The following is a 14,289-nucleotide window of genomic DNA, read 5'->3' on the forward strand; positions in this document are numbered from 1 at the left end:
CACTTCGAGAGGAATTTCATGAAGACTGTCTATTCGCCGCTTCACGCCGGCCATGCCGGCCAGATGGAACTGGTCACGTCAGCCATCGTGCCGGGTTTCGAAAAGCCGTCGCGGGCCGAGTTCATCAAGGCGCGGGTCGAGAGCGAGAAGCTCGGACCGATCATCGGACCGGTCGAGCATGATCTCACCGCCGCCAAGCGCATCCATAAAGCCGATTACATCGACTTCCTGCCGACGGTGTGGCCGCGATGGACCGCCGAAGGCCACAAGGGCACGGCCATGCCTTTCACTTGGCCGACACGCGGCCTGCGCGACGACGTGCCGCCGCAGCGCGTCGACGCCTTGCTCGGCTACTATTCCTTCGACGCCGGCGCCACCTTCGTCGAAGGCACCTGGACCGCCATCAAATCGTCCTATGACGTGGCGTTGACCGCGGCTGCCCTGATCAAAGGTGGCGAGCGCTCGGCCTTCGCGCTCTGCCGGCCGCCCGGCCATCACGCCGGCGCCGGTTTCATGGGCGGCTACTGCTTCATCAACAACGCGGCGGTGGCCGCCCAATGGTTCCTCGACCAGGGCGCAAAACGCGTCTCGATCCTCGATGTCGACTATCACCACGGCAACGGCACGCAGGAAATCTTCTATGACCGTGCCGACGTCCAGGTTCTCAATTTGCACGGCGATCCGATGGTCGAGTATCCCTTCTTCCTCGGCCATGCCGATGAACGCGGCGCCGGTGCCGGCGAAGGTTTCAACATCAACTATCCCATGCCCTTCGGCACCGACTGGGAAAGCTGGAACGCCTCGCTCGAAGACGCCTGTGCCAGGCTCGCCGCCTATGCGCCCGACATCGTCATCGTCTCGCTCGGGGTCGACACGTTCGAGAAGGACCCGATCAGCCAGTTCAAGCTGAAGAGTCCGGACTATCCGAAGATCGGCCGCCGCATCGCCAAGCTCGGCCGGCCGACGCTGTTCGTGATGGAAGGCGGCTATGCCGTCGAGGAGATCGGCATCAACGCTGTCGGCGTACTGGCCGGCTTCGAGGACAAGTAGGAAAGCAATTCCAGGAAACGTGTGAAGCGGTTTTCCGTCCGGAATTGAGCCAAAGAGATAAGGGCGGCCACAGCCGCCCCCGGAACTCAACCTAGACAGCTGCGCCGGCGGTCGGCGCAGCTGCTGGAACGGCTGGCTTTCGCGATCGGCCGATCCTGTAGACGATCACCGCCGCGATCACGCCTGCCGCCAGGATTCCGACCGCCAGCAGCGGCCGGTACCAGAACCAGGCGATGGCGATCGTCGTCGTGCCGACCAGGATGGCGAGGACGAAGGCGATGATGCCGGTGCCCATCCGCGCCATGCTGCCGAGGAACGGGATAACGTCGAGGATCACGCCGATCGGGCTGAGGAACAGCGCAAAGCCGATGGTCAGCAACAGCAGGCCGGCACCGCGCAGCAGCCAGGTGATCAGCGTGTTGGCGCTGACCGCGTCGGCGAACATCTTTTCGGCCGGCACGTTGCCGGTATCCACCATCAGCAACGCATCACCCGCTTGCGTCTGGTACGGTTCGAAATGGCTGCCGGCCTGGCGCGCGACGATGCTGACGACGCCAAGCGGCGCCAGTTCGTAGCCGATGCGGTAATCGCCCAAAGCGGGCGTCGTGTTGTCATTGCCGAGATAGATCTTGCCATCGACGATGCTGAGCGGTTTCGTGCCGGTATAGGCGGCCTTTATCGCTGCCGACTGATCGGCCGACAGCGAATAGTCCTTGTCGCCCTCGATGCGATCCAGCACCGGCGTATCCAGGTCGAAGGCGACCAGCTTGCCCTGCGGGATCTGGAAGGTCCGGCTGTGGATCGCCATTGGCGGATTCTGATGGCCGTCCGGCTTCTTGAAATCGGACGAGTCGATCTGGCTGTCGTCCCAGACCTTCGAGTAGCTGTAGGTGGTCACCGTCTCTTCGCCGCCGCCGAGCTTCTTCGTCGTCTCCGACTTGGACTCTTCCTTCCACTGATACATCTCGACGCTGCGCGACAGCCGCAGCCCTTGCGCCGCGATGCCGAAATCCGGATCCGCCAGGCCGCTATCGGCCGTCACAGGTCCGCTGACATGGACCAGCTTGCGGTCATTGGCGGCATCGACACTATCGGCGCCGACCGAGACCACCGCGCCCGACCCCTCGGCCAGCGAGCGTGCCGTCTGCACGGCGCGGCCCTCGTTCCAGAACAGCCCGATCACCATCAGCACGATCAGGATAAGGCCGAAAATGACCCCGCCGACCGCGCGCTTGATCCGCCCGAACCACGAGACGGACGTTACTTCCCGAAATGAATCGCTCATCGTTTCCCCCGAAACAAAGTTACCTAAAATTTCAACGCGGCCGGCGGCCGCGCGCCGAACTGACTAGTCTGCGTGGATCTGCGCACCGCAATCCCTGTCGCCTGCGCAGGCGTGCACCGCCCGCGTCGTGCCGCCATCGCCGACCCGCCACGGCGAAGCCGACAGCGGCGCTTGCCGCTTGTTGCCGAGAAGATCAAGCGCCCGCATCGCCGTCTGCTCCTCCGTCTCCTCGCGTTTGACGACCAGCACGTCTTTGAGGCCGATCGCGGCAAGCTGCGGCATCACCACGTCAGGATCGCCCGCCACCACGATCAGCGATGGATCGAGCGACGACAAGGCCAACGCCTGTTTCTGCACGGCGTCGAGCGTAAGTTTAGTGCGCGCCGCCATGCGGCCTTGCTGGTCCTCCAGCGTCGAGCCACTGCCGACCGCGGCAATCAGCGAGGAGAACAGGCCGGCCGAGGTCTCGGCCGATCCGGCCAGCGCCCGGCGATAGACCGTCACCGTGCGATCGACCTCATCCTGCGCCACCGGCAAGGTGGTCAGGCCAGCAAAGCCCTTCAGTATCTCGGTGATCGCTGGGCCGGTGTTGGCGCGCTCGACGGTGGTTGCCACGACCAGTCCCGAACCGACCTTCATCGGGCTCATGAGATAGCTCGACACGCCGTAGGAGTATCCTTTCTCCTCGCGGATCACTGAATTCAGCCGGCTGGAGAAATTGGCGCCGAGCAGGTTGGAGACCGCGGTCGATTCGGCGCGCTCGCTCTCGTCGGTGCCGGGCGCCGGCCGCGCCACGAACAGCGCCGACTGGCTGGCGCCGGGTTCCGGCACCAGCAGCACTTTCTGGCCACCGTTGAAATGCGCTGCTGGCGCTTGCTCGACGGCGTAGCCGGCGGCGTCACTTGTCCACGCGCCGAATGACTTTTCCAGGCCGGCTGCAACAGTCGCGACCGGCATCGGGCCGACGCTGTAGAAGGTCACCGCCTTCGGCGTGAACTCCGCCTTGAACGCGTCTTTCGCCTCATCGAGCGAGATCGAGGCCAGCGCCTTTGCTGACCAATCGACCGCCGCCTTGCCAGGCACCGGTGGAATGAGCGCCGCCTTCGCCACGCGGCCGGCAACGCCCGGCAGATCGGCCTCGCGGCCATTCAGCCAGTCGACCGTCTGCGCCATCAGCACCGTCCATTCGCTCTTGTTGAAACGCGGCTTCAGCACCGCGTCGGCAAGCAGGCCGAGACCCTGGTCGAGCTTTTCCGGCGGCACGCCAAGCGTCATCGTCGTGGTCAGTGCGCCGGCCTGGTAACCAACGCCGGCGCCGATGTCGCTGGCGGCCTTGGCGAAGTCAGCCGAGCCGCGATCCCCGGCTCCGCGCGTCGCCATACTGGCGGCAAGCTCCAGCAGCCCCTCCTTGCCTTCCGGCACGCTGTTCCAGCCGCCTTGGGCAATGGCCGCGACATAGACCATCGGCGCTTCCGGCATCGTGTAGTGGACGAGCTTGATGCCGTTGGACAGCGTCGCTGTTTCCATCGCCGGCAATGTCGCCGAAGGCGCCTCGCCGGCCGCATGCTTTGGAATGTCGATCGCTGCCCGCTCCGGCGCGGTGAATGGCTGCGGCGTGCCGGACGAGCCGATCAGCGCGTCGGGATAGCCACCGCGCGGGCCGGGCTTCAGCACCAGCACGCTGGCGTCTTCCGGTTTCAACAACCGCTTCATCGTTGCTTCGATATCGGCGATGCTGGCATTCTTGACCCTGGGATCGTCGACCAGCGCGCTCTGCGCATCGCCGAGCACGTCGGCATTGTAGGAGACGGTGCCGGCGCGATCCTCCAGCCCTTCATTGCCGAGCCGCGCCGCCTGCAACAGGCCGGTGCGTGCGCGCTCGACATCGGCCGGATCGAGCGACGTCCTAAGGAAATCCGCGAACGCCGCTTTCATCGCGCTTTCCAGCGCTTCCGGCTTAACACCTTCGGCCGCGCCCGCCTCGAAGGTGAAGCGGCCGCCGAGCAGGCCGCCGGTCCAGTTCGCACTGGCATAGGTGGCGATGCCCAGTTGCGAAACCAGCCGGTTGCGCAGGAACCCATATTCACCATTGCCGAGCAGTTCGGCGGCAATGCTGAGCGCGCCATTGTCGGGCGACTGCGCCACCGGGCCACTGAAGCCGACCACGACGATCGCGCTCGGCACGCGATCCTCGAGCACCAGCTTTAGCCGCGCCTGCGTCGGTTCCGGCACCGCCGGCCGCGCCACGTCGGCGCCGCGCGGCACCCGGCCGAACGTATCGGCAATCAGCGCCTTGGTGTCGTCGACATTGAGATCGCCGACCAGCACCAGCACCGCATTGTTGGGCAGATAGTAGCTGTTGAAGAAACCTCTGACATCGTCGAGCGTCGCCGCATCGAGGTCGGCGACCGAGCCGATGACCATGCGGCTATAGGGATGCGGCTTCGGGAACAGGCCGGACCAGAAGGCTTCCCAGCCGGAGGCGCCGGCCTTGTCGAGCACGTTCTGGCGCATCTCGTTCTTGACCACCGAACGCTGCAGGTCGAGCTTGGCCTGCGTCACCGAACGGCCGAGATTGGCCATGCGGTCGGCTTCCAGCGACAGGATCATCGGCAGCGACGACGACAGCCCGTCGACGTAATAAACCGTGCCGTCCTCGGTGGTCCAGGCATTGATCTCGTTGCCGAGCGCGGCATGCGCGCCGAACACGTTCGGCCACGCCGGCGTGCCGGAAAACATCAGATGTTCGAACAGATGCGCAAAGCCCGAGCGGCCGGCGGGCTCGTTCATTGAGCCGACGCGGTAGCGCAGGTTCATCACCACCTTCGGCGCACGATGGTCCGGCACCAGCACCACCTGCAGCCCGTTGTCGAGCGCATAGGTGACGATCGGCTCGGCCCTGGCGGGCGCTGCCGCGCCGGCAAAAAACGCAAGCACCACCGTGAACGCCAGGAAAACCTGCTTCATCACTACCCCCGATGCTGATGGCCGCGAAGCAAGCGCGCCCAAATCCGCCTTTTACGACCGGAGGGATGCCCACCCCTGCCGGTCGCCGAGAACCTATTGGAATCGATCGGCCCTCGATACGGCAGTGTCGCAACACCCTCTGTCTTTTTCGTGTCGTCGTTCGAGGCAGGAAAAGCCCACGAAAGCCGGCTCTGAGTCGCCTGAGTCCAAAAAAAACGATTTTGTCAAATCGCGTTTGATGTCGGATTCATCTGCGGGTAGATTAGACCCGAATCAGCCGGTCCTGGGGGGCGCGGCGACCACCCAAAGTCTCAAGTTCCGGCCTCTGACCGGCACCAGACGCGGACGGCTTCGCGTTCCCTAGAGGGATTCGGTGATCGGCGCGACCGCCGCGCCTGTGTGAGTGCTTCGTAAACGTAATGCGTCTTCAAGTTCGGCCGCTGGTGCCCCCAGCATCCGGGCTCAAGAAAAGATTCCGGCCATGACATACAACCAAAGCATCCAATGAGCAGCTCCGCCGCGCTCCTGCAATCCGATACATTGGGCTCGCGCCTGACATCGCGCGGCGACCTCACCAGCTTTTTCATGCAGCTTGCCGCCGAGATCGGCGCCGACAGCTACATGCTCGTCGCCATCGTCCACGACCAGGACCGCAACGACGCCCGCATCGTCTCGTCCAACTGGATCTTCGACGCGATTGAACTGATCGGCAAGCGGCTGATCGCCGGCCTTGCCCAGGGACCGCTGACCGTCGCGCCCGGCATTCGCCCGAAGCCGCTTGTTGCCTCTGTCGCACCCGACACCGACGGTCTGGTCACCGGCGAAGAGGCGCGCCTGCTCGACGTGCTTGGCCATGCGGAAGTCTATTCGCTGCGGTTGAACGTCGGCCGCCAGCGGCTGTTCGCGCTGTTCTCAGCCGCCGAGGCCGGCAAGATCGACCAGCCGGCGCTGATGAAGGCGCAGCTGAAATGCTGCTATGCACTGTCMGCCATTCCGCAATTGGTCGCCGCCGCCGCCATGCAGGACCCGCTGTCCGACCGCGAGCGCGAGTGCCTGTTCTGGGTGTCGGAAGGCAAGACCACCGACGAGGTCGCGGTCATCCTCGGGGTCTCGTCCAACACCGTCAACAGCTACATCACCCACGCCATCCAGAAATTCGCGGCCTCGAACCGCGCGATGGCCATCGCCACGGCGATCAGGAGCGGCATCATTTGAAACACGCTGACATCAAGGCGGCTGCCGAAGCCCTTTTCAACGAGCAGCGCAACCCGTTCGGCGCCTTCTCCATCGGCTCCGAGACGCACCACGCCGTCACCATCCCGGACGCGGTGCGCCGCTGCCGCTGGATCGCCGTCGACATCAACGCGTCGGCCTTCGGCCTCTACTTCGTCAGCCCCTCGCCGGAGCGCGCGCGCCTGGTGCCGAGCTTCGATTCCGACTATCCAGCCACCGCGGTGACGACCAAGTTCATCGCCGGCGCCAATGGCGAGGAGATGGTGCGCCACAGCGGCGCCTCGACCGCGCCGCGCTGGTGGGTCGATGACGGCATCGCCGGCTCGGACACAGTCTTCCAGAATCTCGCCTGGGCGGAGCGCACGGCGCCGCTGGCGCCAGGCACCAACGGCATTGCCTTTCCCGTCCATGCCGATCGCGGCCATTGCGGGCTGGTGGTGTTCCTGGGCTCGACGATCGCTCTGCCGGAGGACACGCTCTACGAGATCCACGCCCGCTGCTTTTCGCTGTTCGCCGCCGTTGCCCGCATTCGTCCCAACGACGCCAGCCGGATGCGCTCGATCTCCAAGCGCGAGTTGGAGTGCCTGAAGCTGACCGCCAACGGCAACACCAGCGAAGAGATCGCCAGGCTGCTGAAACTGTCCGTCCACACCGCCAACCAGTATCTCACCCAGTCCACGCAGAAGCTCAACGCGGTCAACCGCAACCAGGCAGTGGCCAAGGCGCTGCGGCTGGGCCTGATCGAGTGATGGATGGAACGGAAGCCTTCGGCTCAGTCAGGCACGAAGTGTCTGAATCAAAAATCGTCAGGCCGCAGGCGAAAATGGTAATTTCGAGAACCGGAGCGGAGCGTACATGAAGGTACGCGAGCACCGGAAGCGCAGAAAGCGCCATTTGCAGCCCGGCATGGCGACTTTTGGATCAGACACTCAGCGATAGGCGAGCGGTTCGGTCCTCCGGATGCGCGCTTCTTCGATCACCGTCTCCAGCAAGACCGTGTTGTGCTCCGGGTCTTCGCCGGGCTTCTCGAACGACACATAGTTGACCGCGACCGAAGACCTCTCCTCGCTCAGCGTCAGCTGGAAATAGACGGTCACACCCGGCGGCCTGAGCTCGAGATCGAGCACGATGCGCGGACTGCCGCTCCAGTCGACATGCGCTTCGCCGCCATGGCCGAGCCGCAGCGTGCCTGGCAGGAAGAACAGCTCAACCGCCGAATCCACCAGGTCCGACAGGCAAGCGAAGTGCTCGAGCCGGATGAAGGCGATATAGTCGGCGACATCGATCAGCCGCAACTCGTCCACCACTTGCTCGATGGCTTTGGCGACGATGAGTTCGCGGGATTTTGCGTGCGGTTGGCGGTTCATGAAATTTGTCTCCGCTCAGCCTTTTTCGAGTAGACGATCCGCACCAGTTCGGCGACGGCCTGGTAGAATTGCGACGGGATCACGCTATCAACCGAAACTTGCTTGTACATGGAGCGGGCGAGCGCCACGTCCTCGAAGATCGGGATGTTGTGCTCCTTGGCGATCTCGCGAATCTTGAGCGCCACCAGGTCCTGGCCCTTGGCCAGCACCACGGGTGCCGAATCCTCGTCGCGGACATATCTAAGCGCAATGGAAAAGTGTGTCGGATTGGCGATGATCAGCGTCGCGCGCGGCACCGCCGTCATCATCCGCTTGCGCGCCCGGTCGCGCGCCAGCGAGCGCAGCCGCGACTTGATGATCGGGTCACCCTCGGACTGCTTGACCTCGTCCTTGACCTCCTGTTTGGTCATGCGCAGATCCTGCTTCCAGTGGAAGCGCGACCAGACGACGTCGACAGCTGCAATCAACCCCATGACGAAGACGATCGCCACCAGTATGTCGACGGTGATGCTTTTAATGACGAGGCCGAAAGCGACCGGGTTGGTGATCATGCCGGCCAGCAGCTGGCGGTAGTCCTGCGACAGCGTGAAGTAGAGCACGATGCTGGCGAAGCCGAGCTTGCCCAGCGATTTCAGAAATTCGACCCAGCCTTGAATACCGAACGTCCTGGTCCAGCCCTTGGCTATCGAGATGCGTGACAGCTGCGGCCGGATCCGCTCGCCGACGAATTGCGGCATGTTCTGCAGCACCGAGGCGCCGATGCCGGCCACCACCAGTAGCACCAGCAGACTGACGACGGCACGGCCGATCTCCATCAACACGGTCTTGTAGAGCGCGATGACGTCGGTTTCGGTCTCCATCGGCCACGCCTCCGGCTTTTCCAGAAACATGGACAGGAACATGCCGAGATCGACGACCGCGTCCCTGGCGTAGAAGACAGTGAACACCAATATGGCAATGAAGGACGCCAGCAGGGCCGCTTCCCGCGAATGGGGCAGCTTGCCCTGTTCGATGGTGTCGCGGATTTTCTTTTCTGTCGCGTCTTCGGTTTTGGAGTCTTTGTCCGCCGCTTCAGCCATTGTGTGGTCTGTTGCTCAGCTTCAGGCCGCTTCGCTCTGCTGCGACGAGGACGGAAGTTCGAAAGCCCCCTCGCGCGAAAGCCGGATTGTCGCCACCGCAATGTTCTTGCGCGCCGTCATGATGTCGGCAAGCTGGATGCCTTCCGATCCCTGTCCGAGTTCGGACTCGATCATGCGCCGCGACCGGGCGCCGATTGCCGACAGCACCGATTCCGTCAATCCGGGCGCAGCACCGCGCAGCGCCAGCGTGATCAGTTCGGTCGACAGCCCGTCGAACAGAAGCACCCTCGCCTTCTGGGTCAGCAGCGGCAGATCGTCGAAGGCGAACAGCCTGGAGCGGACGCCGCCGAGATCCGGCGTGCCAGCCTCTTCGAGGTCCTGCATGACCTCTTCCAGCTGCGGCTTGTCCATTTCGTTGAGCACGCTGGCAACGCGTGCCTGTCCAGCCGATATGTCCTTGGTCGCGGTCTGCGCCAGCACGCTGGCGCGCAGCTGGTTCTCGATGATCCTGGTGGCCGCGTCGGGAATGGTGGCCATCGTCACCATGCGCTTGATGATCTCGCTGCGCATCGGCTTTTCCATGGTCAGCAGGATGTTGGCCGCCGTCTGCGGCGCAAGCTTCGACAGCACCATGGCCGCGGTCTGCGGATGTTCGGCGGCAAGGAAGGTGCCGAGCCGTGTCGGTTCGAGCTTTTCCAGCTCCGGCCAGATCGGCGGCGGTCCTTCCGGCGCAACCTCGAAGCGCTTGTCGCCCATGATGGCGCTCATCTCTTCGGGCGACAGCGATTCATTGAGGATGGTGTCCATCCGGTCGGCGGAATCGAGCAGGCCGGCGCCTTCGGTGAATTCGGCCTCGAATTCGGCGACGATGCGTTCGAGATCGCTCTGCGGAATGGTGCGCAACAGACGCGCCCCTTCGATCAGCGCCTTCAGCTCTTCCTGCTTGAAGAATTTCAGCAACCGGCTGGCCGACGGCTTGCCCATCGCCACCAAGATGGCGGCTGCCTTTTGCGGCCGCGTGAGCGTCACCTGCGTCGTCATGGCATACGCTCCGACCGTGGCTGAGACCGCATATCGTTTGTTCCTCAGGCGCTCTTGGTGGCAGCGATGATTTCAGTCAGCCTGATGCCGAAGCGCGACGGATCGCTTTCCAGCACGGTGATTTCGCCGCGCGCGATCTTGCGGCCATTGACCACCACATCGACCGGTTCGCCGATGCGCCGGTTCAGCGCCACCGTCGAGCCCTTCTGCAGCGCCATCAGGTCCGACACCGGCATTTCCGTGCTGCCGAGGATGATCTGCACGTCGACCGGGATGCTCATAATGATGTTCGAATTGGTGCCGGACATGGCGGCCCGCAAGCCGGCGTCGGGGCGCTTTTCCTCCTCCTGGAGGACGCCGCGCAATTCTTCGATGGCGCGGTCGAGCTGCTCGTCCGGCTGGTCGATATTGGCTTCCACCTTGGTCTTGGCCATAAGTCGTCTCCAAATGCTTGGGCTTGCCCGGCGTCAGCCCGGCATGAGCCCATCGATAAAATCCTGACCGGCATCGTAAGGGTGCCTGATCCGGACGGTGTAATTCTGCCCGAGTTTGCCGAACTCGCACACGAACAAGGTCTTGTCGCGTGCGCTCAGCTTTGCATGCGACTGCGCCGTTTCCTCGAATTCGATGACCTGGCCAGGTTCGAAGCCGGCGAGGTCGCCGAGCGTCAGGCGTGCCAACGGCATGGTCGCTTCGAGCGTCACCGTCGAGCGCATCACCTCTTCCGAAAAGCGTGCCCGCCAGTCGGAGGTCGTGCCTTCGCTGTCATGGGCATCGGCGATACCGCGGGTTGCCAGCAGGATGCGCTGCGGGATCATCACCGTGACCGTGCCGCTGTCGGTCGGCGTCGAGATGCCGAACACGATGCGCACCGCAGCGCCATCGCGAAGCACGCGGCGCCTGGCTTCGTTGCCCGAAAGCGCCCGCGGCACCGGCAGCCGCAATTCGAGCGAGCGGCGGCCCGATCCGTTCAGCGCCTGCGCAACCTCATGGAAGACCGTCGTCGCCACATCCGTCTCGATCTGCGACAACTCGCGCTCGATCGGTGCAACCGGCTGATCCGGATCGCCACCGAACAGCGCGCAGACCATCACTGCGATCGCTGGTGCATCGATCACCAGCGTCATCGCATCGGAAGAGGTCGGCGATGGGATGATGGTCATGGCAAAGCTGTCGCCGGCATGCACGCGCGCATCCGGCACGCGGCTGACCTCGACCGCGCGCAGGTCGACTGTGACTTGAGCGCCGAGTTCGCCGGCCAGGCTCTTCTGCAGCAGCGGCAGCGCGCGCTCACCCATCGAGCGCCCGGTGCCGATGACATGAGCGGCCTCGCCGCTGTCACCGACCAGACGCTCGATGATCAGCGAGCGGGCTTGCGAGGGGCTGCCAGGACTTGTCATGACGGCGTGCGGTCCTGTCTGTCGTCATGCATGGCTCAGGCCGCTTTCTTCTCGGCGGAGGCGGTGTTCATCGTGCTCTGCTCGACGGCGTCGATCGTCGGCCGCTCATAGGACGAGATGGTCTTGCGACCGAACTCGATTGCCACCTGCGGCAGGGCGCCGTTCATGTAGGCGAGCAGCGTCTGCTTGACGATGATGTAGAGGCGGTTCTTCTTCTCGCGCACCGTCTTGATCTTGGTGGCGACAGGCCCGACCACGGCGTAGGACAGGAAGATGCCGAGAAAGGTTCCCACAAGCGCGGCGCCGATCAGGCCGCCGAGGATTTCCGGCGACTGGTCGAGCGCGCCCATCGCCTTGACCACGCCGAGCACGGCGGCGACGATGCCGAGCGCCGGCAGGCCGTCGCCCACCGCGACGAGCGCGTGATAGGCCTTCATCTTGTCGGACTTGATGGTCTGGATTTCCTCATCCATCAGCGCCTCGATCTCGTGCGAGCGGGCATTGCCGATGATGATGATGCGGCAGTAGTCGCAGATGAAATTCGTCAGATCGTGATTTTTCAGCACGGTCGGGAAGGCCTGGAAGATCGCCGATTCCTCGGGGTTGTCGATATGCGCCTCAACCTCGCTGCGCGACTTCGAGCGCAATTCGCGCATCAGGCTGTGCAGCACGCCCAGCGTCTCCAGATAGTCGCGCTCCTTCGGCACCGCCTGCTTGAAGGCTTCCAGGATGCCCTTGCCGGTGTCCTTCACCGTCTTCATCGGATTGGCGACGAGGAAGGTGCCGAGTGCGGCGCCGCAGATGACCACCGCTTCCCAGGGCTGCATCAGCACATGCAGATGGCCGCCCATGGCCATGAAGCCGCCGAGAACACAGCCGAGCGTCACCACCAGTCCGATCAGAATGCCCACGCCAGATCCTTCCACATCACGTCAGGCCTAACCGATAGTCCTCGTGCCTTGTGTGAGGCTTGAATCATGCATGGTGAGGCGATTCAGCCTCGCGCAAGCAAGTCCGCATACTCTGTCACTGAAGCTGCGACCGGAGGCATGTCGTGTTGAGCACTTTTACCAGCTACCAGCTCATCGCCCGGGATATTCCCAAGGCGATCGACCGCATCGAGGCGGACCCGATCACCAAGCGCGACACCGACTACTATCTGGCCAACATCGGCAGCGTGAAATCGATCGACGATTTCGTCAAGAACACCCGTCTGTTCACCTATGCCATGAAGGCGTTTGGTCTTGGCGATATGGCCTACGCCAAGGCCTTCATGGTCAAGGCCCTGAAGGAAGGCGTCTCCGATCCCGACAGCTTCGCCAACAAATTGACCGACAAGCGCTACGCCGAGTTCGTCTCGGCCTTCAATTTCGCGGCCCTTGGTGCCGATGCCACAAGCTACAGCCCGGCCCAGCAGGGCGTGACCAAGAACTATGCCGCACAGGTGGGCCTCGGCTCGTTCCAGAACGGCTACAGCTACTACAAGGGCGAAACGTCCAATTTCATCAGCAATATCTCCAAGGTCAAATCGATCGACGATCTGATGGGAGACAATCGGTTGCTTACCTACGCCATGGCCGCATTCGGCCTTGACGCCGACGCCGAGCCGCCCGCGACCGTACGGGCCATGCTCGAGGGCGGTGTCACCGATCCGGACAGTCCCGCGAACAAGTCGATCAACAAGGGTTACGCGGCTTTTGTCGCTGCCTTCGATTTCGTTCAGTACGGCGATCAGGCGACATCTCGGGACGCGGTCCAAGTGGCGGTTCCCAAGGCGGTGATGGCTGGGACCGGGCTGGTTCTGGTGAAACCGACCGCCCAGTACATCAAGGGCGAAGCGGACTACTACGCGGCAAACATATCCAAGGTGAAATCGATCGACGATCTCATCAAGGACAAGCGCCTCTTGACCTTCGCCATGGCCGCTTATGGCATCGATGCGTCAACCCAGACGCCGAAGCAGATCCGCACCATGGTCAATGGCGGCGTCACCGATCCGTTCAGCCCTGCCAACCTGCAGACCGACAAAAGCTATGCCAACTTCGTCAGCGCCTTCGATTTCGCCCAGTATGGCGACCAGACAACCACGCGCGACGTGGTACTGAAGGACACGCCGAAACTCTACACCGGCCTGTCTACCCTCGGTCTCATCGCGCCGAACGCCGACGCTATTCAGGGAGAGACGAATTACTACAACGCCAACATCACCAAGGTGAAATCGATCGACGACCTGATGGCCGACAGCCGGCTCTACAATTATGCTCTGTCGGCCAGCGGGATAGATCCTTCAAGCGTCAGCAAGGACTTGATCCGCAGGGTCCTGGAAGGCGGCGTCAGCGACCCGGACAGTGTCGCCAACAAGGCCGCCAACAAAGCCTTTGCCAGGCTCGCCACGTCGTTGAACTTCGAGGCTTACGGCGAGGCAGCGACCACCCGCGTCGCCTCGCAGCAGCCGGTCATCGACAAATACATGCGCCAGACGCTGGAAGAGGATGCCGGCAAGACCAATGAAGGCGTGCGGCTGGCGCTATATTTCGAGCGCAAGGCGCCGACCATCACCAACTGGTACGACGTGCTGGCCGACACCGCCCTGGCCAGCGTGGTGCGCACCGCGATCGGCCTGCCCGATTCCTTCGCCACCGCCGATATCGACAAGCAGGCGCAGGCCTTCGAGGCAAAGCTCGACCTCACCGATTTCACCGATCCGGCCAAGCTCGACAAATTCCTGACCCGCTTCACCAGCCTGTGGGAAATCAATCATCCGACCTCGACGGCATCGACATCGGTCGGTGTGCTGTTTGCCCAACCGACCACCGTCGGCATCTCGACCGATCTGATGATGGCCATGCAGAAACTGAAATTCTGAG

Annotated in this window: 12 protein-coding genes; 4 read left to right on the top strand and 8 right to left on the bottom strand. The window is 63.4% G+C overall.

Translation table 11 applies throughout. From position 1 onward, the window contains the following. The first annotated feature begins 18 nt into the window (after positions 1 to 18). Positions 19 to 1,050, top strand: a complete 1,032-nt coding sequence (locus AC1DYJ_RS14135; RefSeq protein WP_477288243.1) for a histone deacetylase family protein — start codon at positions 19 to 21, stop codon at positions 1,048 to 1,050. Positions 1,051 to 1,141: 91 nt separating this feature from the next. On the opposite strand, the gene AC1DYJ_RS14140 is transcribed toward AC1DYJ_RS14135, so the two are convergent. Both AC1DYJ_RS14140 and AC1DYJ_RS14145 read right to left on the bottom strand, forming a co-directional pair. Then, the gene (locus AC1DYJ_RS14140) at positions 1,142 to 2,335 is read right to left on the bottom strand and encodes a TMEM43 family protein (RefSeq protein ID WP_477288245.1); all 1,194 of its coding nucleotides are present in this window, start codon (positions 2,333 to 2,335) and stop codon (positions 1,142 to 1,144) included. A gap of 63 nt (positions 2,336 to 2,398) precedes the next feature. Then, positions 2,399 to 5,302, bottom strand: coding sequence for a M16 family metallopeptidase (locus AC1DYJ_RS14145; RefSeq protein ID WP_477288247.1), 2,904 nt, complete (start codon positions 5,300 to 5,302; stop codon positions 2,399 to 2,401). A 504-nt stretch (positions 5,303 to 5,806) separates the two neighbouring features. Here AC1DYJ_RS14145 and AC1DYJ_RS14150 point away from each other — a divergent pair. Both AC1DYJ_RS14150 and AC1DYJ_RS14155 read left to right on the top strand, forming a co-directional pair. Then, positions 5,807 to 6,517 carry a helix-turn-helix transcriptional regulator gene (locus AC1DYJ_RS14150; protein WP_477288249.1) on the top strand — a complete coding sequence of 237 codons (711 nt, stop codon included), beginning with the start codon at positions 5,807 to 5,809 and terminating at the stop codon, positions 6,515 to 6,517. Next, positions 6,514 to 7,284 (top strand): helix-turn-helix transcriptional regulator, encoded by a 771-nt coding sequence (locus tag AC1DYJ_RS14155; protein ID WP_477288251.1) that lies wholly within the window; start codon positions 6,514 to 6,516, stop codon positions 7,282 to 7,284. The genes AC1DYJ_RS14150 and AC1DYJ_RS14155 overlap by 4 nt, the downstream gene beginning before the upstream one ends. 180 nt (positions 7,285 to 7,464) lie before the next feature. Here the strand turns inward: AC1DYJ_RS14155 and AC1DYJ_RS14160 are convergent, their stop codons facing one another. From AC1DYJ_RS14160 to motA, 6 genes are read right to left on the bottom strand one after another with little or no spacing between them, the layout of a single operon-like run. Further along, complete coding sequence (locus tag AC1DYJ_RS14160) at positions 7,465 to 7,902, bottom strand: hypothetical protein (protein WP_477288253.1); 438 nt, start codon at positions 7,900 to 7,902, stop codon at positions 7,465 to 7,467. Next, on the bottom strand, positions 7,899 to 8,981 hold the full coding sequence (gene flhB / locus AC1DYJ_RS14165; protein ID WP_477288255.1) for a flagellar biosynthesis protein FlhB: 1,083 nt from the start codon (positions 8,979 to 8,981) through the stop codon (positions 7,899 to 7,901). Before flhB ends, AC1DYJ_RS14160 begins: the two co-directional genes overlap by 4 nt. A 21-nt stretch (positions 8,982 to 9,002) precedes the next feature. Then, positions 9,003 to 10,022, bottom strand: a complete 1,020-nt coding sequence (locus AC1DYJ_RS14170) for a flagellar motor switch protein FliG (protein WP_477288257.1) — start codon at positions 10,020 to 10,022, stop codon at positions 9,003 to 9,005. 44 nt (positions 10,023 to 10,066) lie between these two features. Then, entirely contained in the window at positions 10,067 to 10,456 is a 390-nt protein-coding gene (gene fliN, locus AC1DYJ_RS14175) for a flagellar motor switch protein FliN (RefSeq protein WP_477288259.1), read from the bottom strand. A gap of 33 nt (positions 10,457 to 10,489) precedes the next feature. Beyond that, positions 10,490 to 11,422, bottom strand: a complete 933-nt coding sequence (locus AC1DYJ_RS14180) for a FliM/FliN family flagellar motor switch protein (RefSeq protein ID WP_477288261.1) — start codon at positions 11,420 to 11,422, stop codon at positions 10,490 to 10,492. Between the two features lie 35 nt (positions 11,423 to 11,457). Further along, positions 11,458 to 12,333 (bottom strand): flagellar motor stator protein MotA, encoded by an 876-nt coding sequence (motA, locus tag AC1DYJ_RS14185; RefSeq protein WP_477288263.1) that lies wholly within the window; start codon positions 12,331 to 12,333, stop codon positions 11,458 to 11,460. 143 nt (positions 12,334 to 12,476) lie between these two features. Between motA and AC1DYJ_RS14190 the strand changes: the two genes are divergently transcribed. Next, positions 12,477 to 14,288 carry a DUF1217 domain-containing protein gene (locus AC1DYJ_RS14190; RefSeq protein ID WP_477288265.1) on the top strand — a complete coding sequence of 604 codons (1,812 nt, stop codon included), beginning with the start codon at positions 12,477 to 12,479 and terminating at the stop codon, positions 14,286 to 14,288. Position 14,289: the final 1 nt, after the last annotated feature.

The organism is Mesorhizobium sp. P2_B11 (genome assembly GCF_056404855.1).

Bases quoted from the DNA above. Each gene is read 5' to 3' on its own strand.
- flhB (WP_477288255.1), bottom strand. From the start codon at position 8,981: ATGGCTGAAGCGGCGGACAAAGACTCCAAAACCGAAGACGCGACAGAA.
- fliN (WP_477288259.1), bottom strand. From the start codon at position 10,456: ATGGCCAAGACCAAGGTGGAAGCCAATATCGACCAGCCGGACGAGCAG.
- AC1DYJ_RS14180 (WP_477288261.1), bottom strand. From the start codon at position 11,422: ATGACAAGTCCTGGCAGCCCCTCGCAAGCCCGCTCGCTGATCATCGAG.
- AC1DYJ_RS14145 (WP_477288247.1), bottom strand. From the start codon at position 5,302: ATGAAGCAGGTTTTCCTGGCGTTCACGGTGGTGCTTGCGTTTTTTGCC.
- AC1DYJ_RS14160 (WP_477288253.1), bottom strand. From the start codon at position 7,902: ATGAACCGCCAACCGCACGCAAAATCCCGCGAACTCATCGTCGCCAAA.
- AC1DYJ_RS14135 (WP_477288243.1), top strand. From the start codon at position 19: ATGAAGACTGTCTATTCGCCGCTTCACGCCGGCCATGCCGGCCAGATG.
- AC1DYJ_RS14140 (WP_477288245.1), bottom strand. From the start codon at position 2,335: ATGAGCGATTCATTTCGGGAAGTAACGTCCGTCTCGTGGTTCGGGCGG.
- AC1DYJ_RS14170 (WP_477288257.1), bottom strand. From the start codon at position 10,022: ATGACGACGCAGGTGACGCTCACGCGGCCGCAAAAGGCAGCCGCCATC.